We start from the raw sequence: 22,933 nt of genomic DNA, 5'->3' as shown, positions 1-22,933 counted from the left end.
TCGGCATCACCGAAGCAATCGACCCAGTGGGTCGATTGCCGCGACGAACGCGCTGAGCCCAAAGCAAGGCCGGATAGCGCGGCATTAGCGGAGCTATCCGGCTCGCCGGAGCCGAAATCGGCTCCGCATCGGCAGCATCCTTTCATTTCCGAATGAGTCATGCCCTATCGGGCAAAGGCTTCCTGCATGCGCCTGATTTCGGCGAGCCGGATGGAGGTCTCTTCATAGCCGCGCTCGATCGCTTCGCCGGCGCGATGAAACTCTGAGAGACCGATGTCGCTGAGGCGCGGATGCAGCGCCAGGTCCGGCGGATCGCCGGCGAGGCGTGCGCGAGAAATCCGATCTTGGATGATGTTGAAAGCCTGCACCATCACCCCGGTCATGCCGAGCTTGGTATAGGGCGCCTCATCCCGGCGTTGCGGCTCGCCATTCAATGGACCGGAATTATGTTTGACGACGGCCGAACGGCCGAAAAGATCGTAGTGCAGGTTGACGGCGACCACGAGCGGCTGCTCGTAGGCACGGCAGACAGAAACGGGCACCGGATTGACCAGCGCTCCGTCGACCAGCGTGCGGCTATTGGTGCGCACCGGCTCGAAAATGCCGGGCAGGGCATAGGATGCCCGGAGTGCCGTGATCAGAGAACCGTTTGTGATCCAGACCTCGTGGCCGGTATTTAGTTCCGAAGCGACCGCAACGAATGGACGGTCCAGATCCTCGATCGCGAAGCCTTCCAAGTGTTCCTGCATGCGCTTTGTGAGCCGCATGCCGCCAAAAAGACCGCTGCCGCCGATCGTAAGATCGAGGAGGCTGGCGATGCGGCGCATGGTCAGCGAGCGGGCAAAACCCTCCAGCTCATCAAGCTTGCCGGCGAGGTAGCAGCCGCCGACCAGGGCGCCGATTGAGGTGCCGGCGATCATGCCGACCTCGATACCTGCCTCATTGAGGGCACGCAATACGCCGATATGCGCCCAGCCCCGGGCGGCGCCACCGCCGAGTGCCAGCGCGATCTTTACTTTCTTAGGGGGAGCGGGAACAGCGGGTGGAGGGGGTGTGTCCTGTGAGATGGTCGGACCTGAACCGGCAGGAACCTGCCCGGCGCTCTGACGAATCAACCCCCAGTTCAACATGGCTTTCCTCCGAGGCGTATACTTGCCTCTTGCTGAAATACTGTCCCTTTTTTGTTTCCAAATCGTATATTTGGCTGTTGCTGACCAAGCCGGCGGGCGGTGCTTAGTGCCCATAAACCTCGCCGGGATCGAAATGCAGATGATCGTCGACGACGTTCAGCACAGGCTTTCCATCCTCCAGCTCGACCGTGCGATAGAAGCAGGAACGTCGTCCAGTATGGCATGTTGCATCGTGACCGGCGACCTCAACTTTCAGCCAGATAGCATCCTGATCACAATCGGTACGCATCTCCTTCACCGTCTGCAGATTTCCGGAGGTTTCACCCTTTTTCCAGATTTTCCCACGCGAACGGCTGAAGTAATGCGCCGTTTTTGTCTTAATGGTCAGTGCCAGAGCCTCGGCATTCATATGCGCGACCATCAGCAGTTCACCGTCATGGGCGTCGGTGACGATCGCGGTGATCAGGCCGCGATCATCGAAACGGGGCGTGAAATCGCCCGCATCCTCAAGCTCAGATTTATCTTCAGAAGGCTCGTTGAATACCAGGTTCATCTCGGCTCTTTCGTGGAAAGCCCTATCAGCGGCTCCGGACCATGGTCATGAAGCGGACCTGCTCGGCCGGATCGGCCTTGAAGGCGCCGGTGAAGGTCGTCGTCAACGTCGACGAGCCCTGCTTCTGCACACCACGCATCGCCATGCACATATGCTCGGCTTCGAGCATGACGGCGACGCCGCGCGGGCGCAGCGAGTCATCGATGGCGTTGGCGATCTGGGCGGTCATGGCCTCCTGCGTCTGCAGGCGGCGGCCGAAGATTTCAACGACACGAGCGATCTTCGACAGGCCAAGAACGCGGCCATTCGGGAGATAAGCGACATGCGCCTTGCCGATGATCGGTACCATGTGATGTTCGCAATGCGAGAAAAATGGAATGTCGCGCACGAGGACCATGTCATCGTAGCCGGAAACCTCCTCGAAGGTGCGGCCGAGCACGTCCTCGGGGTTCATCTCGTAGCCGGAGAAGAGTTCGCGGTAAGCCTTGGCGACGCGCGTCGGCGTATCGAGCAGGCCTTCGCGCTCCGGATCGTCACCTGCCCAGCGAAGCAGAACGCGGACAGCGTCTTCGGCTTCCTTTTGCGACGGGCGGTCCGATACCGGATTGGATTCAAGCGCTTGCGGAAAGTTCTTTACAATGGCGTCCATTACCTGTGGTCTCCTGATCCGCACCGCGGATCTTATTTTGTCGGACTCGCCACTGGTATCCTCCGGAACGTGGAGAACTATGCACCTTTGGCGGGCTCCGGGGCGTTCTGGCTGGCGGACAAGCCTGCCGTCCTGCACGGTTTCCCATCAAACTTACAGAAGACCATTGCAATTTGATGGCCTTCGAACGACATACATATAGTATGGCATTGTCCCTGTGAAAGTATCCTAACGAGACACGCTGTGTTTTTTGTTATGAAACACAAAACGGGGCGCGTCGGAGCAAAGCGATCATGGACGACATCTACAACAGCAAGATCTTGGAATTTGCCGGCAATATCGAACGCATCGGCAGCCTTTCCGACGCCGATGCAAGCGCTCAGGCCCATTCCAGACTTTGCGGCTCCCGCGTCAAGATCTGGCTCAAAATGGACGGCGACGTCGTGACCGATTTTGCCCACGACGTCAAGGCCTGCGCCCTCGGACAGGCATCTTCCTCTATCATGGCGCGCCATGTCGTCGGCGCTACCGCCTCCGAAGTACGCCAGGCACGCGAAGACATGCTCGCCATGCTGAAGGCGGACGGCGAGGGGCCAACAGGGCGCTTCGAGGACATGCGCTATTTGAAGCCGGTTAAGGATTACAAGGCGCGGCATGCCTCGACGATGCTGACCTTCGATGCCGTCGTGGATGCGGTCGGCCAGATCGAGGCGGCGCGCGGCTCCAACGAGGCCATAACGGCCGAAGCCGTTTAATCGGGGCCGCACGCGATGTGCCATCTCTGCTCCATGCAAGATGACGAGGATGACGGAGGGGCGGCTGCGAGCTCCAAAGGGCTCAGGCGCGACAAAATACCTCCTCACCACAACGGTAAGCCAAGCCATTCCCGCAATTATCCCGGCCCCTTCCGCAAGACGCCTGACCGGCTCCTCGGCATGGGTCTCATCCGCTTCTATCAACTGACCCTTTCCGGTTTCATCGGCAATTCCTGCCGTCATATCCCGACCTGCTCGGAATACGGCTATGAATCGGTCGCCCGTCACGGTCTATGGGCTGGCGGCTGGATGACGCTCTTCCGAGTGGCGCGCTGCGGACCAGGAGGCACCAGCGGTCTCGATCCCGTGCCGGAGACGATGGGGACCCGCTATCATTGGTGGACGCCTTGGCGCTACTTCGCCATCGGCCGGAAACCGACCGGAGCGGCATGAAGACTTACGTCGCATTGCTCCACAGCATCGTGCTCGGTGCCGGACGCAGGGTGGTCATGAGCGATCTCAAGGCAATGGCCGAGGAGCTTGGCTTTTCCAACGCCAGAACGCTTGTTGCGACCGGCAACCTCGTTTTCGAAGCGGAAGAACAGCCGATGGCGGAAATCGAGGCGCGTCTTGAGGCGGGATTTACCAAGGCTTTCGGCAAATCCGTCGACATTATCGGCCGCGATGCCGAGGGATGGCAGAAACTTGCCGCTGGCAATCCGTTCAAGGATGGCGAGGGCAGCGAAGTCATCGTCCGCGTCATGCGCAAGCCGCTCGATGCTTCTGTTTTTGCTGGGTTCGATAAGAATCGTGGCACCGAGCGCATCACAATCGTCGATGGCGACCTCTGGATCGACTTTGGCGGCAAGGCAAGCGAGACGCGTCTGCTGCCAGCGCTGACCACCAAACGCCTCGGCGTCGGCACGTTGCGCAACTGGAACACCGTGCGCGGATTGGCCAAGATGATCGGCAAGTAAAGGCTGCTTTTCCTTTACTAAATCGCTAAATATCGCTATCAGGCGACCGCATTCAATCAAGATTGATTGACCGCATCTTTCAAAACCACCCGCATTCGTTGGCGGGACTGGACAAGGAGAATTTCGATGTCCCAATCCGTTTCCCTGACATTTCCCGACGGTTCCGTGCGCAGCTACGATGCTGGCGCAACCGGCCGGGATGTCGCCGAATCCATTTCCAAGTCGCTTGCCAAGAAGGCCGTCGCCGTTGCGATCGACGGCACCGTGCGCGACCTTTCCGATCCGATCACCGAAGGCAAGATCGAGATCATCACCCGCAACGACGACCGCGCGCTGGAACTGATCCGGCATGATGCGGCGCACGTCATGGCGGAAGCGGTGCAGGAACTGTGGCCCGGCACGCAGGTCACCATCGGCCCAGTCATCGAAAACGGCTTCTACTACGACTTTGCCAAGAACGAACCCTTCACGCCCGACGACCTGCCGGTCATCGAGAAGAAGATGCGCGAGATTATCCAGCGCAATGCGCCGTTCACCAAGCAGATCTGGTCGCGCGAAAAGGCAAAGGAAGTCTTCGCCTCCAAGGGCGAGCGCTACAAAGTTGAACTTGTCGATGCCATTCCGGAAGGGCAGGATCTCAAGATCTATTACCAGGGCGATTGGTTCGACCTTTGCCGTGGTCCTCATATGGCTTCCACCGGGCAGATCGGCTCGGCCTTCAAGCTGATGAAGGTGGCGGGCGCCTATTGGCGCGGCGACAGCAACAATCCGATGCTGACCCGCATCTACGGCACGGCCTTCGCCGAACAGGCGGATCTCGATAACTACCTGCACATTCTTGCGGAAGCCGAGAAGCGCGATCATCGTCGTCTCGGCCGCGAAATGGACCTGTTCCATTTCCAGGAAGAGGGCCCCGGCGTCGTCTTCTGGCACGGCAAGGGCTGGCGGATGTTCCAGACGCTGGTGTCCTATATGCGCCGGCGGTTGCAGGGCGACTATCAGGAAGTCAACGCGCCACAGGTGCTCGACAAGTCGCTTTGGGAAACCTCGGGTCACTGGGGCTGGTATCGCGACAACATGTTCAAGGTTACCGTCGCCGGCGACGAGACCGACGACGACCGCGTCTTCGCGCTGAAGCCGATGAACTGCCCGGGCCACATCCAGATCTTCAAGCATGGCCTGAAGTCCTATCGCGAACTGCCGATCCGACTTGCAGAATTCGGTGCGGTGCATCGCTACGAGCCATCGGGTGCTCTGCATGGCCTGATGCGCGTGCGCGGCTTCACGCAGGACGATGCGCATATCTTCTGCACCGACGAGCAGATGGCTGCCGAATGCCTGAAGATCAACGATCTCATCCTGTCGGTCTATGAGGACTTCGGCTTCAAGGAGATCGTCGTCAAGCTCTCGACACGCCCGGATAAGCGTGTCGGTTCCGACGACCTCTGGGACCGCGCCGAAAGCGTGATGATGGACGTGCTGAAGACCATCGAGGCGCAGTCCGAAGGACGCATCAAGACCGGCATTCTGCCGGGCGAGGGCGCTTTCTACGGGCCGAAGTTCGAATATACGCTGAAGGACGCAATCGGCCGTGAATGGCAGTGCGGCACGACGCAGGTCGACTTCAACCTGCCGGAACGCTTTGGCGCCTTCTATATCGACCAGCATTCCGAAAAGACGCAGCCGGTGATGATCCATCGCGCCATCTGCGGCTCAATGGAGCGCTTCCTCGGTATTCTGATCGAGAACTTCGCCGGCCATATGCCGCTTTGGGTCTCGCCGCTGCAGGTGGTGGTCGCGACCATCACTTCGGAAGCCGACGAATATGGCAACGAGGTTGCTGAAGCGCTGCGCGACGCCGGGCTCGATGTCGAGACCGATTTCCGCAACGAGAAAATCAACTACAAGATCCGCGAGCATTCGGTGACGAAGGTTCCAGTGATCATCGTCTGCGGTAAGAAGGAAGCCGAGGAGCGCTCGGTCAACATCCGCCGCCTCGGCAGCCAGGCACAGACGGCAATGTCGCTCGACGAAGCCATTGCCTCGCTGGCGCTCGAAGCGACGCCGCCGGATGTCTTGCGCAAACGTGAAGCCAAGCGGGCCAAGGCCGCTTGATATCAGATGTTGTCTGACGGCACCTTCAAGGAGCCGTCAGACAACTGACATGAAACTTTAATATATATGATGAATCAAACTGTTGCGCGCCTTTCCTGACATTCGGCGCAATTGAATTCAAGGAGCGGGGCAGCCCGTCGCGGATTTGGATTTCAAAGAATTATCCTACGCCAATGAACGGGATACGCGCATCAAGCGCTGGTTCATCCGCTCCATCGAGGGCCTTTCGGGGCGCGATCGCTATGCCCGGCTTTACGACATCTGGCGCAGCGATATCGTCGGCAAAAGCGAACGTGTCTTCGGCAAGATGCTCGATCTCATCGACGTGCGCTTGATTGCCAAGGGCGAATGGCCGCCGCAGGACATTCCCGATGCGCCGATTGTCATCGTCGCCAATCATCCCTTCGGTATCGGCGACGGGATCGCCGTCCTGGCGCTCGCCGAACAGCTCGGTCGCCCGTTCAAGGTGCTGATCAACAATGAGCTGTTGAAAGTGCCTGAGATGAACGACTATTCGCTGCCGGTTTCCTTCGAGGAAACCAAGGAGGCGATGGCGATCAACATGAAGACGCGCCACGAGGCCGTTCGCCTGCTCAAGGAAGGAACGACAATCATCGTCTTTCCCGCCGGCGGCGTCGCAACCGCCAAGAAGGGCTTTGGCCGCGCCGAGGACTTGCCGTGGAAAATCTTTCCGGCAAAGCTCATTCAGGCGGCGCGCGCCAGCGTCATTCCCATCTATTTCGAAGGTCAAAACGGCCGGCTTTTTCATCTCGCCAGCCGCGTCTCGATGACCCTGCGCATCTCGCTGCTGATCCGCGAGTTCCGCCGTCTTTCCGGCAGCACCATCACTGCTCATGTCGGCAGGCTGATGAGCTGGGAGGCACTCAGCGAAGGCAACGACCGCAAGGATTTGTTGTCGAAGCTCTACAGTGCGGTATTTTCCATGGCGCCTCCAAGGCGGGCGCTACGGAAGAAGGCCGTATAAAGACCGGCGCACGCAAATTCGAAGCCCGTCTCGCCTCAGTCCATGCTTTCGCCATCGTCGCCGCCAGCCGACGGTGCCAATTGCTCGTAGGTCGGCAACGGGTGCTGCTGGCCAGAGGCGGCCGGCTTCGTTTGCGGGGCTTGGTTTTGCTGCACCTGTGCCGACGGGATGGGAATCTGCTGCGCGGGCTGCTGCTGATCGTTGGCGTCCTGCGGCTGCTGTTCCTTCATCAGCACTTCAATATCGGTATTCTTGCCGGCCGCGACGGCAAAGTCGCGCTGATAGATCTTGTCCTTGTTGCGGGCAATGGCCGTATATTGGCCCTCCGCAAGTACCATGGTGGGGAAGGCGCTGAGGCTTTCGCCGACGATATCGCCGGAAGAAGTCAGGATCGACCAGGCCGTATCAGCGATCGCCTCACCGCCGGCGTCCGACACCAGCTTGAAGGTGATTTTCGCCGCCTTGTGCTGAATCGTCGCTTCGGTCACCTTGCCGGTTTCCACCTGGATGTCGGCACGGATGACGGCGTTGACGGCACCATATTCGGAGACGACGTGATAGGTGCCGGCGCTGAGGCCCACCAGCGTGTTCGGCTTGACACCGGACATGACGAGACCGCGCTCGCCGTCTTCCTTCGCATCGTTGGAATAGATCGAAAAACTCAGCTCATCCGGCGGGATGCGCACGTCCGAGCCGGAGACGGCGTTCAGCACCATGCCACCGGCGTCGAGGACCATGATCTGCTTCTGCAGCACGCCGCTTTCAGGCACGGTCAACTTCTTGGTGACGCCGGCGCGGCCGAAGGAGACGTTGACGAAATAATCGCCGGGCATGAGATGAAAGGACGCCGAGCCGCCTTTCGAGCTCGCAACCAGCGGCAGCTTGCCGTCGGCACCGGCAAAGGGGCTGAAGACATACCAGGAAAGGCCCTGCAATTGCGGGCCGCTGTCGGGCCCGAGCTTCGCCTCGAGCGAGACGTCGCGCAGCGTTTGAGCGGATGAATTTTCCCCGCCCGGCGCGATGAAGGCGTTGAGCTTCGGCATCTTCACGCTACCGTCGAGCTGCTTGAACTCCTTGAAGGCATCCTGCGCCGACGCAACAGTGCACAGGCTCGCGAGTATCGCGAAAGCCGTACCCAATCGGCGAGCGGATGAAATGCCTGACATGAGTTCCTAACCGATTGACTTCCGGTAAAACACACGCCACTTCAAGACCAATGCAGTGGCAAATTCAAGACCCACTTCCTCCCGCGCATGAAAATGAAAGCAATCATTCCATGAAAACCGATATCAAGCTGGTCGATTATCTGGCGGTGCGCCGATCCATTCCCGCTTTTCAGATGATGGAACCCGGCCCGGATAAAGCCGAAATCGAAGATATTCTGCGGCTCGCCTCGCGCGTGCCGGATCACGGCAAACTCGCCCCGTGGCGCTTCATCGTCTATCGCGGCGAAGAGCGCGCGCGGATCGGCGAAGAGCTATTGAAGCTCGCGCTCGAAGCTAAGCCGGACTTGTCCGAAGAGATGATCCAGGTCGAGCGTACGCGGTTCACCCGCGCGCCGGTCGTTATTGCAGTCGTCAGCAAGGCGGGGCCGCATTTCAAGATCCCGGAATGGGAACAGTTGATGTCGGCCGGCGCGCTTTGCCTTAACCTGCTGATCGCGGCGAATGCCCATGGCTGGGTTTCGAACTGGCTGACCGAATGGTTCGCCTATGACGAACGTGCCTATCCGCTGCTTGGCGTCCAGCCGGGCGAAAAGGTAGCCGGCTTTATCCATATCGGTTCTTCCACCTTCCCATCTACCGAGCGCCCGCGCCCGGAATTGACCGAGACCGTGACCTGGGTCGGCGGCGAAGACGCGTGATGTTCTACACGACGGACACCAATCGCCATGGCTTGGCCCATGATCCCTTCAAGGCCATCGTTGCGCCGCGGCCCATCGGCTGGATCGGCAGCAAGGGCAGGGACGGTTCGCTCAATCTATCGCCTTACTCCTTTTTCAACGCAGTCAGCGACCGGCCAAAGCTGGTGATGTTCTCGTCGGCGGGCCGGAAGGACAGCGTTCGCAATGTCGAGGAAACCGGCGTTTTCACCGCCAACCTCGTCAGCCGCAATCTCATCGAAAAGATGAACCATTCCTCGATCGCCGTGCCTTACGGCATCAACGAGTTCTCCCTGGCCGGGCTGACTGCCGAACCCGGCAGGCTGGTCGACGCTCCCTATGTCGCCGAAGCCTTTGCCGTGCTCGAATGCAGGGTGACCGAGGTCATGCAGCCCAAGGGACTGAGCGGCGAGCCATCGGAAAATATCATGGTCCTCGGCCAGGTCGTCGGCATCCATATCGATGAGGCGATCATTCGAGACGGCCGGCTGGACATGGCGCTGGCGCGGCCCGTCGCACGCATGGGCTACATGGACTATAGCGAGGGCAGCGATGTCTTCGAACTGCCGCGGCCAAAAGCGCCGTGACATCAGTGCTCTGCCGGGCCTCGCATTAGTGGTTAATAAATAAGGTAAACGGCCCGTAAACCTTTCATCGTTAACGTATCCGATGTGAGTTTGCGGGCCGAGAATCGTCCCGCCGATATCGAGGCGTTACGTGATCATAGAAGCATTTCTTCGCTGGGCCGAGACCGCCAAGGCAGAGGGTAGGGCGAGGGCTGCCAATGCACTCGGGCGGGCCTATCTGCAGTCGGTGATGCCGCAAGAAGAGCGGGCCGCCGCCGAGATGGCGATGACCTATATGCTCGACGATCCGTCACCGCGCGTGCGCCTCTCTCTGGCCGAGGCCGTAGCCCGTTCCCCGGATGCGCCGCGCAACGTCATCCTGTCGCTGGCGGAAGATCAGCCCGAGATCGCGGGACAGGTCATTCTGTTTTCCCCCGTGTTCACCGATGCAGATCTTGTCGATCTCGCGCTGCGCGGCAGCAATGTGACGCGCGTCCTGATCGCCTCGCGCGGACGGGTATCGCGGTCGGTTTCCGCGGCGCTCGCCGAAATCGGCGGTGAGACCGAAATCCTTTGCCTATTGGAAAACGACGGCGCCTCCTTGTCGCGCGCTTCGTTGAAGCGGATCGCCGAGCGCCTTGGCGATCACGCCGACATACGCGGTCTGCTTCTGGATCGAGACGCGCTGCCATCTGACGTCCGTCACCTTCTGATGCGGCATGTCAGCGAGGCGCTGGCGGGCTCAAGTCTCATTCAGGCCACGATCGGCGCGGGCAGACTTCAGCACATTACGCGGGAGGCCAGTGAGGCGGCGACGGTTTCCATCGCCGGCACAGTGCAGCATGAGGACATTCCCGATCTGGTCGAGCACCTCAGGCAGTCCGGCTGGTTAACACCGGCTTTCCTGATGCATGCGCTTTGCTCCGGCAAGGTGGACTTCTTCGCCGGTGCGATCACCAATCTTTCGGCCTGCGACGAGCGGCGGGTGCGCTCCATCCTTTCCACCGGCCGCGTTTATGCCGTCCGCGCGCTTTATGAATCCGCCGGCCTGTCGCGCGATATCAGCCTGGTCTTTGTCGAGGCGACATTGATCTGGCGTGAGGCATCGCGCACCAATGGCGGCACCATGTTGGAAAATGTTTCGGCGCGGTTGATGCGTAAGTTCCGACTTGCAGAACAATCGCCCATCGCGGCATTGCAATTGCTGGACATGGTGGAGAAGCTTGCCAATGCGGAGCGCCGGCAGACGGCGCGGACATTCGCGGCTCTGGCAGCTCTTGCCGCAGCGTGATAGTCATCGGCTATTGCAGCTTTAGGAATCTATCTTGCCGCTAACAATTGCCGTTGAATCACCGCGCCAAGACGGCGTTATCCGTCTTCTCGACATGTCCAGTGCCTATGCGCAGTCGCTCTATCCGCCGGAGAGCAACCACTTGCTCGATCTGGAGTCGCTGGAGAGGCCTGAAGTGACCTTCTGGGTCGCGCGGCTCGATGGCAATGCGGTCGGCTGCTGCGCGCTGGTCGAGGCTGGGGACGGCACCGCGGAGATCAAGCGTATGTTTGTCGATCCGCTTGCCAGGGGACGCAAGGTCGCACAGATGCTGATGGAAGCACTGGAAGAAAAAGCGACGGAAAGGACGCTGACGGCGCTACGGCTCGAAACCGGCATATATCAGCCGGAGGCAATCAGCCTCTACAGCAAGTTCGGCTATACGGAGATCGGACCGTTCGGCGGCTACGGGCTTGATCCGCTCAGCCTGTTCATGGAGAAGACTTTCCCGCAGGGATAAGACGCCCAGATTCAAGAGATTGGAGCGACCTTTGCGCGCTCGAATGAACGCGCGGCGCCCTAATCAGCCGTCCGAACCGTCCCGGATACGCAATTGCAGTTCCGGCTCCTGAGCGTGCTGTTCCTCGGTCAATTCCGCCTCGCGGATCCATTCGCGCCAGATGGCGACGATGATGGCCATGAGCACCGGCCCGATGAACAGGCCGAGGAAGCCCATGGTCTTGACCCCGCCGACAAGGCCGAAAAAGGTCGGCAGGAAAGGCAGCTTGATCGGTCCGCCGACCAGCTTCGGCCGCAGCGTCTTGTCGACGATGAAGAGTTCGACCGTCCCCCACACGAATAGCCCAGCGCCCGCCCAAGGTGAGCCGCTGGCGAGCAGATAGATGGAGACGAGCGACATGGAGAGCGGCGCGCCGCCAGGCACGAGCGCCATGACCCCCGTCAGAACGCCGAGTGTGACTGCCGATGGCGCGCCCGCGATCCAATAGGCAACGCCCAACACGACGCCTTCGCCGATGGCGATCAACGTCATGCCCATGACCGTGGAGCTGATCGTTGCCGGCACAACGCGAGAAATGCGCTCCCAACGGTTCGGCAGGATACGTTCGCCCAAAAGATCGACCTGACGGACGAAGCTGGCTCCGTCGCGATAGATGAAAAACAGGGCGATCAGCATGAACAGCAAAGTCAACACGACATGGAAGGCGCCGCCGCCGGCGGCAAGCACTGCCCGATAGATATTGCCGATATGGGCGCCGCTGACGAGCTGCGCCAATTCGCCGATGGAACCGGGGCTGCCGACATATTGCGTCCACTGATCGCCAAGCCAGGAGCCGATTATCGGCAGCGCCAGGATCCATTGCGGCGGTGGCGCACCATCGCGGTTGACATGTACTGCCCAGGTAAACCATTCGCGCACCTCGCCGACCATATAGATGGCCGAGAGCACGATCGGCAGCACCAGAAAGGTCACGATGAAGGCGATGGCGATGGTTGCCGCAAGCGTCGTGTTACCGTTGGTGCGGCGCACGAGGTCACTATAAAGCGGCCAGGTGGCGAAACCGATCACCGCCGCGGCCAGCACGGGAACGAGAAAACCGTAGAAGAAATAGATGCCGGCAGCGGCAATCAGGATCAGCAGCCAACGCGCCGCCGAAATCGACGGAATAAGGGCCATGCGCGCGGGCGCGCTCGGCCCCAGCCAACGCGGCTCCCTTGGCTTATGACGTTCGAATACACCCACCGGACTTGCTTCACTCTTTTTATTAGATCAACCGGTTATGGGGTATGATCTAGGCTGTTTCAAGGGCCTCTACTTGAAAGCCTATATATTCCGTTGCCGTGACAGCCGGACGACTACCGACGCGAGAGTAGACCGCCTATTATTGCGGCCGGCGGATGACCTTGAAGGCAAAGAACTGTGTCTTCTGCGTCGGATTGAAATTGTTGTCGGCAACGAAAATCAACACATCCGTGCCGTCTTTCGCCTTGCCGAAGGTGATGCCCTCGATGTTGTCAGGCGCAAGGCCGAGCGCGCGCAGATCCATGACCTGGGCCTTGCGCACGGGCACGATACGCTGATCGGTCTTAGCCAAGGACGGGATGTTCGAAACATCGGTTGCGCCTTCGAGATCGAACATATTGATGACGGCCGAATTGCCGACATCCTGCGCATAGCCGCGTTCGATCGACAGCACGTGCCGGTCGTCCAGCGCCACGAAATCCGACATGCCGAAATCATTCCAGCCGCCAGGTTTGCCAGCCGCCTGCGGGATCGGCGAGACCGGATAGACATATTGCGCCTTCTGTTCGCCGGTGGCCGTGTCATAGCGGATCAGGCGGGCAAGCGCGCCGTTGGTCAGCGTCGCTATCGGCCCGTCCTGGTAAAGCGCCGATTCCATGCCGACGAGAAGATCTCCGCCGGAGAGAAAGGTCAGGTCCTCGAAAGCCAGATTGTCGCGGATGCCGGTGCTCTTGTCGGCGGTCGGTGCAAAGCCTGCGGGCAGCGGCAGTTCGCGGACGAAGCTGCCGTCGCGATTGGCAACCCGCACGAAAGGCGGCAGCAGCGCCTTGCCGTCGCCTTCGCTGCTCCAATAGATGCCGTCCTTGCCGATGCGGATCGACTCCGAATCCACCGTGCGGGTAGCGAATGGCTGGCCGTTCTTATCTTTCAGCGTCACGTGATCGAGCACCGTCAAGCCCTTGAGACCGGCGGCGCTGACATCGATATCGAGATCGTAGAAGCGCGCTGGTGCCTTTTCGGAGCGGTCGTCGCTGATGGAGACATAATGGCCGGTCGAAGGGTCGAAATCGATGCCGGAGAGACCGCCGACTTCAACGCCGTTCTCCATGAAGCCCGTCGGAATGTCGTATTCGCCGAGATAGGAGAGGCTGATACCCGCCTTGCAGTCACCGAAGGGGCAGGGGACATCGATCGTACCGATGTCGGTGGCGCGGGCAGCGGTGGAACCGAAAAGAAGGGCCGCGGCGGCAGTCATCAAAAAGGGCTTCAACATGGCGATATCGTCACATCCGGATCATGAGTTGGCGGGTTCGCAAAGATGCCGCATCTATGCATCCGCCCGTGACGCTTTCGTTACGGATATCGGTCAATTCGATAAAAATATCGCGAAGTCGCTTTTGCCGCAGGGAGAACTGCGAAACTACTCCTCGTCAGGCAGAAATGCATTACGCATGGCCAATACAAACGTCTCTGCCTGACCTACGATTTCACGGGCATCGCTCAGTTCAATGAGATCACCTGTATAATCTGCGACCACACGAATTTCCTCAGCCCGTTTCAAGGACCGCCCCATCTCCTTGGATATGGGGCCGTCCTTCACGAGATGTTCACTAAAGGCATTGATGAGGCCGCGATGCGTCTTGCCGATGTCCCCTTTCACGGCGCCGGATGCAAGGAGCGCGGCGCGTGCGGCATCGAACATTGCATAGTAAGCGCGATTGCAAGCACCGTCAGCATCTCCCAAATCAAGAAGGACGCGAGCTGATTTACACGCCTGATCTGCTTTGGCTATCAAAGCTCCTGCCATCAAATTGCCGCTCACAGCCTAATACCTTCCTTAGCAATACGATGAAGCAAGGCCGGATTCGAGTAGTGGTCCGGATGTTCCCATTCATCGAGCCAGATAGGAAGTGGCGAAATGTTGATTCCAGTCTCTAGCAGCACGTCAAAAGCCACGTCAGCCATCGCAAGCTTCGTGGACAGAAAGCGTTGATGCTCGCCGCTGAGAAGAACTGCAACATCGGCATCACTGTCTGGACGATGCGTCCCGCGCGCTCGGCTGCCATAGACGATAGCGCCGGCCGTATCGTAACGGTCAGCTATCAAACCCACGAAGCGTTTAACTGCTTGTTCGGTAGCAAGGTCAATCTGGTGCATGCGCCTCAGCTTTCCAAAATGCCTTCCAAACATACACTAATAACTGCAAATCGGAGAAGTATCGAATAGAAGAGCGCCGTATTCCGCTAAATATCCAGATTCTCCGCAAATGCCGCACGCTCCTGGATAAAGCGGAAACGGGCATCCGCCTTGGTGCCCATGAGATTATCGACGGCTTCGCGCGTGCCCTCGAAATCCACCTCGTCGATTTCGACGCGCAGGAGCGTACGTCTCGCCGGGTCCATGGTCGTTTCCTTAAGCTGGGCGGGGAGCATCTCGCCGAGGCCTTTGAAGCGGCTGATTTCGACCTTGCCTTTGCCCTTGAACTCGGTCTCCATCAGCTCCAGCCGATGGGCGTCGTCGCGGGCGTAGATGGATTTCGACCCCTGTGTGATCTTGTAGAGCGGTGGCACGGCCAGGAAAAGGTGGCCTCCACGGATCAGCTCGGGCATTTCCTGATAGAAGAATGTAATTAGCAGCGAGGCGATATGGGCGCCGTCGACGTCGGCATCGGTCATAACGACGATGCGCTGATAGCGAAGGTCCTCTTCGCGATATTTCGAGCGCGTGCCGCAGCCGAGCGCCTGGACGAGATCGGCGATCTGCTGGTTAGCGGACAGCTTTTCGCGGCCGGCGCTGGCGACGTTGAGGATCTTGCCGCGTAGTGGCAGGATCGCCTGGTTCGTGCGGTTGCGCGCCTGCTTGGCGGAGCCGCCAGCCGAATCACCTTCGACGAGGAAGAGTTCGGCGCCTTCGGCGGTATTCTGCGAACAATCGGCGAGCTTGCCCGGCAGGCGCAGCTTGCGCACCGCCGTCTTGCGGTTGACTTCCTTCTCCTTGCGGCGGCGCAGGCGCTCCTCTGAACGCTCGATCACCCATTCCAGCAGCTTTTCGGCTTCGGCCGGATTGTCGGTGAGATAATGATCGAAGGGATCGCGCAATGCATTTTCGACGATGCGCTGCGCCTCGACGGTCGCGAGCCTGTCCTTGGTCTGGCCGACGAATTCCGGTTCGCGAATGAAAATGGAAAGCATGCCGACGCCGGAGATCATCACGTCGTCGGTGGTGATACCCGCCGCGCGCTTGTTCTGCGTCATCTCGGCATAGTTCTTCAGCCCCTTGGTGAGCGCGATGCGCAGGCCCGCTTCATGCGTGCCGCCTTCGGGGGTCGGAATGGTATTGCAATAGGAATGGATCTGCGGGTCGCCGCCGTACCAAGTGATCGCCCACTCCAGCGAACCATGGCCGCTTGCCTTCTCCGACTTGCCGGCGAAAATCTCGCGCGTGACGGTGAACTCGTTGCCCATCGTCGCCTTGAGGTAATCCTTCAGACCGCCGGGGAAGTGGAAGACGGCCTTTTCCGGGACATCGGAGCCTCCATGCACCAATTCCGGATCGCAGCTCCAGCGGATCTCTACGCCGCCGAAAAGATAGGCTTTGGACCGCGCCATACGGAAGACGCGGGCAGGATCGAACTTGGCATGCTCGCCGAAGATCTGCGGATCGGGATGGAAGCGCACGCGGGTGCCGCGACGGTTATGGACATCGCCGAGTTCTTCCAGCCCGCCCTGGGGCAGGCCACGCGAAAAGCGCTGGCGATAGAGCTTGCGATTGCGCGCCACCTCGACTTCGAGATCATCGGACAGCGCATTGACGACAGACACGCCGACGCCGTGCAGACCGCCCGAGGTCTCATAGGCTTTGCCGTCGAATTTACCGCCGGCATGCAGCTTGGTCATGATGACTTCGAGCGTCGACTTGCCCGGCACCTGCGGATGGTTTTCGACCGGAATGCCGCGGCCATTGTCGGTGACGGTCAGATAGCCCTGCTGGTCGAGATACACGTCGATGAAATCGGCATGGCCGGCGACGGCCTCGTCCATGCAATTGTCGATGACTTCGGCGAAGAGATGATGCAACGCCTTCTCGTCCGTGCCGCCGATATACATGCCAGGGCGCATGCGCACCGGCTCCAGCCCTTCGAGAACGCGGATCGAATTCGCCCCATATTCCTCGGCAGTCGAGGTTGCCGGCGCAGGGCGCGGGGCAGGGGCGGCCACAGGCTTTTCAGCCTTGACGACCGGCTTGTCCGCCGCTTCCGGTTTCGGCGAAAGGGGCAGTCCGGAGAAGAGATCGTTGCTGTTATCCATGGAACTGTTCAGATTTGTCCTTGAAGGGGTCATACCCCAAAATCACCGCATTTGCCGTCAGTTTCGCGAATCACCGTGATTCTGCCAGAAACGACGCGCGAGCGCGATGGCACCCCGGTAACGGGGCAAATTCGGAAAAAAGATTTGCGTTGCCGGGCGGCGAATGGCAAGCCCGTGGGCCTATCGAGGGAAGTGTCCGCATGCGAATGTCCACAGCTCATTTGTCGATTTTAGCAGCAATTGCGGCGTTTTTGCCGCTAGCAGCCGCGTCGGGTGCCGCCGCAGAGGCCTTGAAGCCTTTCAAGGATGACCTGTTTTCCAATCAGACGGTCCTCGAAAGCCATGACAATGGTGCTTTCCAGACGATCGACTACCAGGAAATGCGGGACATCAACGGCCGCGACGAGGTGCCGGAACGGCGCGTCAAGCCGGCCTATGTCGCCACCGGCGTGCGATGGAAAGCGCAAGAGGACGAAACTTTGCCGCTCGGCGACCGCAAGCTCGACGTGACCCGCATCGGCCCGGCATCCAAGCAGGCCTTCACAGTGATCTTCATCCACGGCCGCGGCGGCGACCGCAGGCTGGGGTCGAACGACTACACGTTCGGCGGCAATTTCAACCGGCTGAAGAACCTCGCCTATATCAGCGGCGGTACATACTACGCGCCGAGCGTAAAGAGCTTCGACAGCGACGGCGTCGCCGACATCGCGGCCCTGATCCGATATTCCTACGAGCAATCCGGCGGCAGGCCTGTCATCCTCACATGCGCTTCCATGGGCAGCTTCATTTGCTGGGGTATCACGCGCGACGCTGAAAGCGTCAAGCGTCTGAAAGGGATGGCGATTTTGAGCGGAGTCACCGATCCGGATTTCGTCAAAAGCGCTTTCTACAAGGCGAAGTTGCCGGTCTGGTTCACCCATGGCAGCAAGGACCCGGTCTACGCCGCTGCCGACCAGGAAGCTCTGTTCGAAAAACTCTACAAGACGCATTACCCGACGCGATTCACCCTGTTTGCCACCGGCAACCATGGCACACCGGTACGCATGACCGATTGGCGGAAGGTGCTGAATTGGCTCCTTGATCCACAGCCGTCATAATTTTCTTCGAAAAAATTTCGATTTAATTTCGGAAAAGCGATTTTTTAAACGGTTTGAACTTGTTCCGGCCGCTTTCGACAACTTTTCTTTCTGCCTTAGTTTTGTTAGTGCGACAGAGAGAGTTGACGGGAGGGAAACGCCGAATGACGCAAAAAATACGACCGCTTCTGGCGGGAAATTGGAAGATGAACGGCACGCGGGCCAGCCTGGACCAGGTCAAGGCTATCGCGGAGGGCGTGAAAGCGCCGCTATCCGAGAAGATCGATACGCTGCTCTGCCCGCCGGCAACCCTTCTCTATGTTGCGACCGCGCTCTGCGACGACAGTCCGCTGGCAATCGGAGCGCAGGATTGCCATCAATTGGTCAGCGGCGCGCATACCGGCGACGTCTCCGCCGCGATGATCGCGGATTGCTTCGGCACACATGTGATCGTCGGCCATTCCGAGCGCCGCAGGAATCACGCTGAAAGCGACGCGCTGGTGCGTGCCAAGGCGGAAGCGGCGCTTGCGGCCGAGCTCGTCACTATCATCTGCATCGGCGAGACGGCGGACGAGCGCGACAATGGCCAGACGCTGGATGTGCTCAAGCGTCAGCTCGCCGGTTCCACGCCCGATGGCGCCGTCTCGGAGACGACCGTCATCGCCTATGAGCCCATCTGGGCGATCGGCACGGGCAAGGTTCCGACCTCGGCGGATGTCGAGGAAGCGCATGCCTTCATTCGCAAGGAATTGGTGGCGCGCTTCGGCGCCGATGGCGAAAAGTTTCGTCTTCTCTACGGCGGCTCGGTCAACGGCGCGAATGCGGCCGACCTGCTTGCCGTCGCCAATGTCAACGGTTTGCTTGTCGGTGGCCAAAGCTTGAAAGCCGTCGACTTCCTCGCCATTTATGGCGCATTCGAACGGCAGTTCGCCTGAAGGTTTCACTTGCCTATATTCCGGTCTTAAAAGGACTTGGAATAGGCGAGAGCCTCATGTAAAGAGCCGCGAGCTTTTCTTTTTGATGCCCGCGCCCGCGGGCAGGACTGGACCTATGCAAACCGTACTGCTTGTCATCTATCTCATGGTTGTCATCGCTCTCATCGGCGTGGTGCTGATTCAGCGCTCGGAGGGCGGTGGCCTGGGCATTGGCGGCGGATCGGGCTTCATGTCGGCACGCGGCACGGCCAACGCGTTGACACGGACCACGGCGATCCTGGCGGCGTTGTTCTTCGTTTTGGCGCTCGGCATGAACGTGCTGTCTCGCTTCGAGGGACGTCCGACCGACATTCTCAACCGTATTCCGAGCACGGCGGGCCAGGGCAACGGCATTCTCGATTCGCTCGGCGGCCAGAAGGGCGCACCACCGGCAGGCGGCCAGTCCCAGCCAGCCAACAATAACGGCGTTCCGAACAGCGGCGCGGTTGCTCCGCAGTCTCAGACGTCGACCCAGCCTGCTCCGACGGCAACCCAACAGGCACCGGCCGCTACGGCGACCCAGCCCACAACTACCACGACGCAGCCTGCTCCGGCCACCGGTCAGCAGACGGCTCCTGCGACGACAACAACGCCGGCCCAGGGTGGCAACGGCGTTCCGACCGGCCAGTAAGCCCGGTCAGCTACGATCATCCTCCGGCAGGTCCTTGGATCTGCCGGTTTTGTTTTGTCAACATTCCGCGTTCTGTGTCCAAAATTCCGGAAACGAATTTTAGGGCTGGCGGAATCATTTGTTAAAAGGTATCCGGTGACTCCCATGGCGCGATATGTATTCATCACTGGCGGCGTGGTTTCTTCCCTCGGAAAAGGAATTGCGGCCGCGGCTCTCGGAGCGTTGTTGCAGGCCCGCGGTTATCGGGTCCGCCTGCGCAAACTCGACCCCTATCTGAACGTGGACCCGGGCACGATGAGCCCGACCCAGCACGGCGAAGTCTTCGTCACCGACGACGGCGCGGAAACCGACCTCGATCTCGGCCACTACGAACGCTTCACCGGTCGTTCGGCCACCAAGACCGACAACATCACGACGGGTCGCATCTACAAGAACATCATCGACAAGGAACGCCGCGGCGACTATCTGGGCGCCACCGTTCAGGTCATTCCGCACGTCACCAACGAGATCAAGGATTTCGTTATCGAGGGCAATGACGATTATGATTTCGTCATCTGCGAGATCGGCGGCACGGTCGGCGACATCGAAGCGATGCCCTTCATGGAAGCCATCCGCCAGCTCGGTAACGACCTGCCGCGCGGCACGGCGATCTATGTCCACCTGACGCTGATGCCCTACATCCCGGCTGCCGGCGAGCTGAAGACCAAGCCGACGCAGCACTCCGTCAAGGAGCTGCAGGCTCTCGGCATTCATCCGGACATCCTGCTTGTGCGTGCGGATCGCGAGATCCCCGAGGCAGAGCGCCGCAAGCTTTCGCTGTTCTGCAACGTTCGTCCGTCCGCCGTCATCCAGGCGCTCGACGTCGCTAACATCTACGATGTGCCAATGGCCTACCATAAGGAAGGCCTCGACAATGAGGTGCTCGCCGCTTTCGGCATCGAGCCGGCGCCGAAGCCGCGGCTAGAACAATGGGAAGAGGTCTGCAACCGCATCCGCACGCCGGAAGGCGAGGTAACGATCGCCATCGTCGGCAAATATACCGGCCTCAAGGATGCCTATAAGTCGCTGATCGAAGCGCTGCACCACGGCGGTATCGCCAATCGCGTCAAGGTCAAGCTTGAATGGATCGAGTCGGAGGTCTTCGAAAAGGAAGATCCGGCGCCGTATCTCGAAAAGGTCCACGGTATTCTCGTACCCGGCGGCTTTGGCGAGCGGGGCTCCGAGGGCAAGATTCACGCGGCCCGCTTCGCGCGCGAGCGGAAGGTGCCGTATTTCGGCATCTGCTTCGGCATGCAGATGGCTGTCATCGAAGCGGCCCGCAATCTCGCCGGTGTCGAACACGCATCCTCCACCGAATTCGGTCCGACCAACGAACCTGTCGTCGGCCTGATGACGGAATGGCTGAAGGGCAACGAACTGCAGAAGCGCACGGCATCCGGCGATCTCGGCGGCACGATGCGGCTTGGCGCCTACAAGGCGGCGCTGAAGAAGGGCACCAAGATTTCCGAAATTTACGGCTCGACCGACATTTCCGAGCGTCATCGCCATCGCTACGAAGTCAACATCGACTACAAGGACAAGCTGGAAGATTGCGGCCTGACCTTCTCGGGCATGTCACCGGATGGCGTCCTGCCGGAAACGATCGAATATGCGGATCATCCGTGGTTCATCGGCGTCCAGTATCACCCGGAACTGAAGTCCCGACCGCTGGAACCGCACCCGCTGTTCTCGAGCTTCATCGAAGCGGCGACGGAACAGAGCCGACTGGTTTAAGGGCGGCAAATCGCTTGCGGTAGTCGCTCGGACTGACCGCAAGCCTCTCCCGAAAATGATGGCGCATGGTGGCAAGCGATCCAAATCCACTCGCCACTGCCACATCGTCAAGCGAAATGGCAGCCTGCTTTTCGAGCAGATCCCGAGCGCGCCGCAGCCTCTCGCTCAATAGCCATTCGCCCGGCGCCATGCCGGTAGTCGCCTCGAAACGACGCTGGAAGGTCCGCACACTCATTCCCGCCCGCGCTGCAAGCACGGCAATGGGCTGATCTTCCTGCAGACGCTCGCGCATCCATTCGAGCAAGGGACCCAAGCGCGCGCCCTCGCGCTGTTTCAGAACCGGGGTCTCGATATATTGCGCCTGACCGCCTTCGCGATGCGGCGGCACCACGAGACGACGGGCGACGCTATTGGCTATGTCAGATCCGTAATCCCGGCGCACGACATGTAGGCAGAGATCGATAGCGGCCGCACTGCCGGCGGCGGTCAGCACGCTATCTTCATCGACATAAAGAACATCGGCATCCACTGATATGTCCGGGTAGCGCGCGGCGATCGAATCTACGTAGCGCCAATGCGTCGTCGCCTTTCGGCCCGCGAGCAATCCGGCGGCGGCAAGGACTGCGACGCCCGAGCATAGTGACATGATCCGCACGCCGCGGCGGCTGGCTGCCTGCAGCTCGGCGAGCAGTGGGGCAGGAACGAGCGTCCCTATGCCGCGCCAACCAGGCACGACGATCAGATCGGCGTCGGCAATGATCTCAAGCCCGTGGTCGACCTGCACCGTCAGCCCGCCGGCGGCACGAAGCGGGCCATCCTCGATTGCACAGGCGGAAAACCGGTACCAGTCGTTGCCCATTTCCGGGCGTGGCAGGCCGAAGATTTCATAAGCGACGCCGAATTCGAACGTGCAAAGCCCGTCATAGACGAGGGTGACGACATGCGGGCCGAAAAGATTGGTGGTGTCTGCATTTGGCATGATGTTGACGCTATATGGCATTTCGGCCAATTTCAACTCTGGGACCGCTCAGGCATGAATGCACCGAACGGAAGAAGGAGCGTTACATGTCCCTAGTCAGTGAAATCCCTGCCGCAGCGCCGAGTGTCGTCGCAGAGCACTATGCCCGGAAGCTTGCTTTCGAAACCGATTGCTCCGACGTCTATCAGGCGATGACATCGGGCAATGCGGACTTTGTCCTGATCGACGTGCGCGGGCCGGCCCTGTTTCAGGAGCAGCATATTCCCGGCGCGATCAACCTCCCGCATGGCAAAATGACCGCACGGAAGATGAGTGAGTGGCCCGACGAAACGCTGTTTGTCGTCTATTGCGCCGGACCGCATTGCAACGGCACCGACAAGGCGGCGTTACGTCTCGGCACGCTCGGCAAGCGCGTAAAGGTGATGATCGGCGGCATCACAGGCTGGGCAGATGAGGGCAATCCGTTCGAAGTGGGCTGACAAATCGACAAGATAAGCCCGGCCTTCGCCGGGTTTGCTCATTTTTGTGACAGTGCGGAAAAACTTGGCA

The 22,933-nt window shown here is 59.9% G+C and carries 24 protein-coding genes; 14 read left to right on the top strand and 10 right to left on the bottom strand.

The window, feature by feature from the left end; translation table 11 throughout:
- Window positions 1-164 precede the first annotated feature (164 nt).
- The 3 genes from ACXHXG_RS28720 to folE form a co-directional block, all read right to left on the bottom strand.
- Window positions 165-1,130 carry a patatin-like phospholipase family protein gene (locus ACXHXG_RS28720; RefSeq protein WP_104823153.1) on the bottom strand — a complete coding sequence of 322 codons (966 nt, stop codon included), beginning with the start codon at window positions 1,128-1,130 and terminating at the stop codon, window positions 165-167.
- A gap of 103 nt (window positions 1,131-1,233) precedes the next feature.
- A complete protein-coding gene (gene hisI, locus ACXHXG_RS28715; protein ID WP_260303873.1) occupies window positions 1,234-1,683 on the bottom strand; it encodes a phosphoribosyl-AMP cyclohydrolase in 450 nt (149 codons plus the stop codon).
- 25 nt (window positions 1,684-1,708) lie between these two features.
- Window positions 1,709-2,332 carry a GTP cyclohydrolase I FolE gene (folE, locus tag ACXHXG_RS28710; RefSeq protein WP_104823151.1) on the bottom strand — a complete coding sequence of 208 codons (624 nt, stop codon included), beginning with the start codon at window positions 2,330-2,332 and terminating at the stop codon, window positions 1,709-1,711.
- A 293-nt stretch (window positions 2,333-2,625) separates the two neighbouring features.
- On the opposite strand from folE, the gene ACXHXG_RS28705 reads away from it, so the two are divergent.
- The 5 genes from ACXHXG_RS28705 to ACXHXG_RS28685 all read left to right on the top strand — a co-directional run bounded on the left by ACXHXG_RS28705 (window position 2,626) and on the right by ACXHXG_RS28685 (window position 7,164).
- Window positions 2,626-3,087, top strand: a complete 462-nt coding sequence (locus ACXHXG_RS28705; protein ID WP_260303872.1) for an iron-sulfur cluster assembly scaffold protein — start codon at window positions 2,626-2,628, stop codon at window positions 3,085-3,087.
- Between the two features lie 15 nt (window positions 3,088-3,102).
- On the top strand, window positions 3,103-3,540 hold the full coding sequence (gene yidD / locus ACXHXG_RS28700; RefSeq protein ID WP_457901491.1) for a membrane protein insertion efficiency factor YidD: 438 nt from the start codon (window positions 3,103-3,105) through the stop codon (window positions 3,538-3,540).
- Window positions 3,537-4,064 (top strand): DUF1697 domain-containing protein, encoded by a 528-nt coding sequence (locus ACXHXG_RS28695; protein ID WP_457901490.1) that lies wholly within the window; start codon window positions 3,537-3,539, stop codon window positions 4,062-4,064. The genes yidD and ACXHXG_RS28695 overlap by 4 nt, the downstream gene beginning before the upstream one ends.
- A gap of 126 nt (window positions 4,065-4,190) precedes the next feature.
- Entirely contained in the window at window positions 4,191-6,179 is a 1,989-nt protein-coding gene (gene thrS, locus ACXHXG_RS28690) for a threonine--tRNA ligase (protein WP_457901489.1), read from the top strand.
- Window positions 6,180-6,324: 145 nt separating this feature from the next.
- On the top strand, window positions 6,325-7,164 hold the full coding sequence (locus tag ACXHXG_RS28685) for a lysophospholipid acyltransferase family protein (RefSeq protein WP_104823146.1): 840 nt from the start codon (window positions 6,325-6,327) through the stop codon (window positions 7,162-7,164).
- 35 nt (window positions 7,165-7,199) lie between these two features.
- Here ACXHXG_RS28685 and ACXHXG_RS28680 read toward each other — a convergent pair whose 3' ends face one another.
- Window positions 7,200-8,330 carry a hypothetical protein gene (locus tag ACXHXG_RS28680; RefSeq protein ID WP_457901488.1) on the bottom strand — a complete coding sequence of 377 codons (1,131 nt, stop codon included), beginning with the start codon at window positions 8,328-8,330 and terminating at the stop codon, window positions 7,200-7,202.
- A gap of 110 nt (window positions 8,331-8,440) precedes the next feature.
- Between ACXHXG_RS28680 and ACXHXG_RS28675 the strand changes: the two genes are divergently transcribed.
- From ACXHXG_RS28675 to ACXHXG_RS28660, 4 genes are all read left to right on the top strand, one after another.
- Window positions 8,441-9,028 (top strand): nitroreductase family protein, encoded by a 588-nt coding sequence (locus ACXHXG_RS28675; protein ID WP_104823144.1) that lies wholly within the window; start codon window positions 8,441-8,443, stop codon window positions 9,026-9,028.
- Window positions 9,028-9,633 carry a flavin reductase family protein gene (locus ACXHXG_RS28670; RefSeq protein ID WP_457901487.1) on the top strand — a complete coding sequence of 202 codons (606 nt, stop codon included), beginning with the start codon at window positions 9,028-9,030 and terminating at the stop codon, window positions 9,631-9,633. Before ACXHXG_RS28675 ends, ACXHXG_RS28670 begins: the two co-directional genes overlap by 1 nt.
- Before the next feature lie 130 nt (window positions 9,634-9,763).
- Window positions 9,764-10,903, top strand: a complete 1,140-nt coding sequence (locus ACXHXG_RS28665) for a DUF2336 domain-containing protein (RefSeq protein ID WP_457901486.1) — start codon at window positions 9,764-9,766, stop codon at window positions 10,901-10,903.
- A 34-nt stretch (window positions 10,904-10,937) separates the two neighbouring features.
- The gene (locus ACXHXG_RS28660; RefSeq protein WP_199773551.1) at window positions 10,938-11,402 is read left to right on the top strand and encodes a GNAT family N-acetyltransferase; all 465 of its coding nucleotides are present in this window, start codon (window positions 10,938-10,940) and stop codon (window positions 11,400-11,402) included.
- 63 nt (window positions 11,403-11,465) lie between these two features.
- On the opposite strand, the gene ACXHXG_RS28655 is transcribed toward ACXHXG_RS28660, so the two are convergent.
- The 5 genes from ACXHXG_RS28655 to parE all read right to left on the bottom strand — a co-directional run bounded on the left by ACXHXG_RS28655 (window position 11,466) and on the right by parE (window position 16,951).
- Window positions 11,466-12,644 carry an AI-2E family transporter gene (locus ACXHXG_RS28655; RefSeq protein ID WP_104823141.1) on the bottom strand — a complete coding sequence of 393 codons (1,179 nt, stop codon included), beginning with the start codon at window positions 12,642-12,644 and terminating at the stop codon, window positions 11,466-11,468.
- A gap of 139 nt (window positions 12,645-12,783) precedes the next feature.
- Entirely contained in the window at window positions 12,784-13,917 is a 1,134-nt protein-coding gene (locus ACXHXG_RS28650; protein WP_260303869.1) for an esterase-like activity of phytase family protein, read from the bottom strand.
- A gap of 147 nt (window positions 13,918-14,064) precedes the next feature.
- Window positions 14,065-14,466, bottom strand: coding sequence for a HEPN domain-containing protein (locus tag ACXHXG_RS28645; protein WP_283050460.1), 402 nt, complete (start codon window positions 14,464-14,466; stop codon window positions 14,065-14,067).
- A complete protein-coding gene (locus ACXHXG_RS28640; protein WP_283050458.1) occupies window positions 14,463-14,801 on the bottom strand; it encodes a nucleotidyltransferase domain-containing protein in 339 nt (112 codons plus the stop codon). The genes ACXHXG_RS28645 and ACXHXG_RS28640 overlap by 4 nt, the downstream gene beginning before the upstream one ends.
- Window positions 14,802-14,887: 86 nt before the next feature.
- Window positions 14,888-16,951, bottom strand: coding sequence for a DNA topoisomerase IV subunit B (gene parE, locus ACXHXG_RS28635; protein ID WP_104823139.1), 2,064 nt, complete (start codon window positions 16,949-16,951; stop codon window positions 14,888-14,890).
- 200 nt (window positions 16,952-17,151) lie between these two features.
- Here parE and ACXHXG_RS28630 point away from each other — a divergent pair, with 200 nt between their 5' ends.
- From ACXHXG_RS28630 to pyrG, 4 genes are all read left to right on the top strand, one after another.
- Window positions 17,152-18,048 (top strand): alpha/beta hydrolase, encoded by an 897-nt coding sequence (locus ACXHXG_RS28630; protein ID WP_457901485.1) that lies wholly within the window; start codon window positions 17,152-17,154, stop codon window positions 18,046-18,048.
- A 143-nt stretch (window positions 18,049-18,191) separates the two neighbouring features.
- Window positions 18,192-18,962, top strand: a complete 771-nt coding sequence (gene tpiA, locus ACXHXG_RS28625) for a triose-phosphate isomerase (protein ID WP_457901484.1) — start codon at window positions 18,192-18,194, stop codon at window positions 18,960-18,962.
- A gap of 115 nt (window positions 18,963-19,077) precedes the next feature.
- The gene (gene secG, locus ACXHXG_RS28620; protein WP_457901483.1) at window positions 19,078-19,632 is read left to right on the top strand and encodes a preprotein translocase subunit SecG; all 555 of its coding nucleotides are present in this window, start codon (window positions 19,078-19,080) and stop codon (window positions 19,630-19,632) included.
- A 144-nt stretch (window positions 19,633-19,776) separates the two neighbouring features.
- On the top strand, window positions 19,777-21,405 hold the full coding sequence (pyrG, locus tag ACXHXG_RS28615; protein ID WP_260303864.1) for a CTP synthase: 1,629 nt from the start codon (window positions 19,777-19,779) through the stop codon (window positions 21,403-21,405).
- Here the strand turns inward: pyrG and ftrA are convergent.
- The gene (gene ftrA / locus ACXHXG_RS28610; protein WP_104823133.1) at window positions 21,368-22,405 is read right to left on the bottom strand and encodes a transcriptional regulator FtrA; all 1,038 of its coding nucleotides are present in this window, start codon (window positions 22,403-22,405) and stop codon (window positions 21,368-21,370) included. The two genes, pyrG and ftrA, sit on opposite strands and share 38 nt — an antisense overlap.
- A 65-nt stretch (window positions 22,406-22,470) precedes the next feature.
- On the opposite strand from ftrA, the gene ACXHXG_RS28605 reads away from it, so the two are divergent.
- The gene (locus tag ACXHXG_RS28605) at window positions 22,471-22,863 is read left to right on the top strand and encodes a rhodanese-like domain-containing protein (RefSeq protein WP_104823132.1); all 393 of its coding nucleotides are present in this window, start codon (window positions 22,471-22,473) and stop codon (window positions 22,861-22,863) included.
- Window positions 22,864-22,933: the final 70 nt, after the last annotated feature.

It is taken from the genome of Rhizobium sp. LEGMi-198b (assembly GCF_054114205.1).
The sequence above is the reverse complement of the archived record's forward strand: the minus strand, read 5'-3'. Positions and strand labels throughout refer to the sequence as shown.

What these genes read in the sequence shown, in the direction of transcription:
- ACXHXG_RS28720 (WP_104823153.1), bottom strand. Translation starts at nt 1,130, where the DNA reads ATGTTGAACTGGGGGTTGATTCGTCAGAGCGCCGGGCAGGTTCCTGCC.
- hisI (WP_260303873.1), bottom strand. Translation starts at nt 1,683, where the DNA reads ATGAACCTGGTATTCAACGAGCCTTCTGAAGATAAATCTGAGCTTGAG.
- folE (WP_104823151.1), bottom strand. Translation starts at nt 2,332, where the DNA reads ATGGACGCCATTGTAAAGAACTTTCCGCAAGCGCTTGAATCCAATCCG.
- ACXHXG_RS28705 (WP_260303872.1), top strand. Translation starts at nt 2,626, where the DNA reads ATGGACGACATCTACAACAGCAAGATCTTGGAATTTGCCGGCAATATC.
- yidD (WP_457901491.1), top strand. Translation starts at nt 3,103, where the DNA reads ATGTGCCATCTCTGCTCCATGCAAGATGACGAGGATGACGGAGGGGCG.
- ACXHXG_RS28695 (WP_457901490.1), top strand. Translation starts at nt 3,537, where the DNA reads ATGAAGACTTACGTCGCATTGCTCCACAGCATCGTGCTCGGTGCCGGA.
- thrS (WP_457901489.1), top strand. Translation starts at nt 4,191, where the DNA reads ATGTCCCAATCCGTTTCCCTGACATTTCCCGACGGTTCCGTGCGCAGC.
- ACXHXG_RS28680 (WP_457901488.1), bottom strand. Translation starts at nt 8,330, where the DNA reads ATGTCAGGCATTTCATCCGCTCGCCGATTGGGTACGGCTTTCGCGATA.
- ACXHXG_RS28675 (WP_104823144.1), top strand. Translation starts at nt 8,441, where the DNA reads ATGAAAACCGATATCAAGCTGGTCGATTATCTGGCGGTGCGCCGATCC.
- ACXHXG_RS28670 (WP_457901487.1), top strand. Translation starts at nt 9,028, where the DNA reads ATGTTCTACACGACGGACACCAATCGCCATGGCTTGGCCCATGATCCC.
- ACXHXG_RS28650 (WP_260303869.1), bottom strand. Translation starts at nt 13,917, where the DNA reads ATGTTGAAGCCCTTTTTGATGACTGCCGCCGCGGCCCTTCTTTTCGGT.
- ACXHXG_RS28640 (WP_283050458.1), bottom strand. Translation starts at nt 14,801, where the DNA reads ATGCACCAGATTGACCTTGCTACCGAACAAGCAGTTAAACGCTTCGTG.
- parE (WP_104823139.1), bottom strand. Translation starts at nt 16,951, where the DNA reads ATGGATAACAGCAACGATCTCTTCTCCGGACTGCCCCTTTCGCCGAAA.
- ACXHXG_RS28630 (WP_457901485.1), top strand. Translation starts at nt 17,152, where the DNA reads ATGCGAATGTCCACAGCTCATTTGTCGATTTTAGCAGCAATTGCGGCG.
- tpiA (WP_457901484.1), top strand. Translation starts at nt 18,192, where the DNA reads ATGACGCAAAAAATACGACCGCTTCTGGCGGGAAATTGGAAGATGAAC.
- secG (WP_457901483.1), top strand. Translation starts at nt 19,078, where the DNA reads ATGCAAACCGTACTGCTTGTCATCTATCTCATGGTTGTCATCGCTCTC.
- pyrG (WP_260303864.1), top strand. Translation starts at nt 19,777, where the DNA reads ATGGCGCGATATGTATTCATCACTGGCGGCGTGGTTTCTTCCCTCGGA.
- ftrA (WP_104823133.1), bottom strand. Translation starts at nt 22,405, where the DNA reads ATGCCATATAGCGTCAACATCATGCCAAATGCAGACACCACCAATCTT.
- ACXHXG_RS28605 (WP_104823132.1), top strand. Translation starts at nt 22,471, where the DNA reads ATGTCCCTAGTCAGTGAAATCCCTGCCGCAGCGCCGAGTGTCGTCGCA.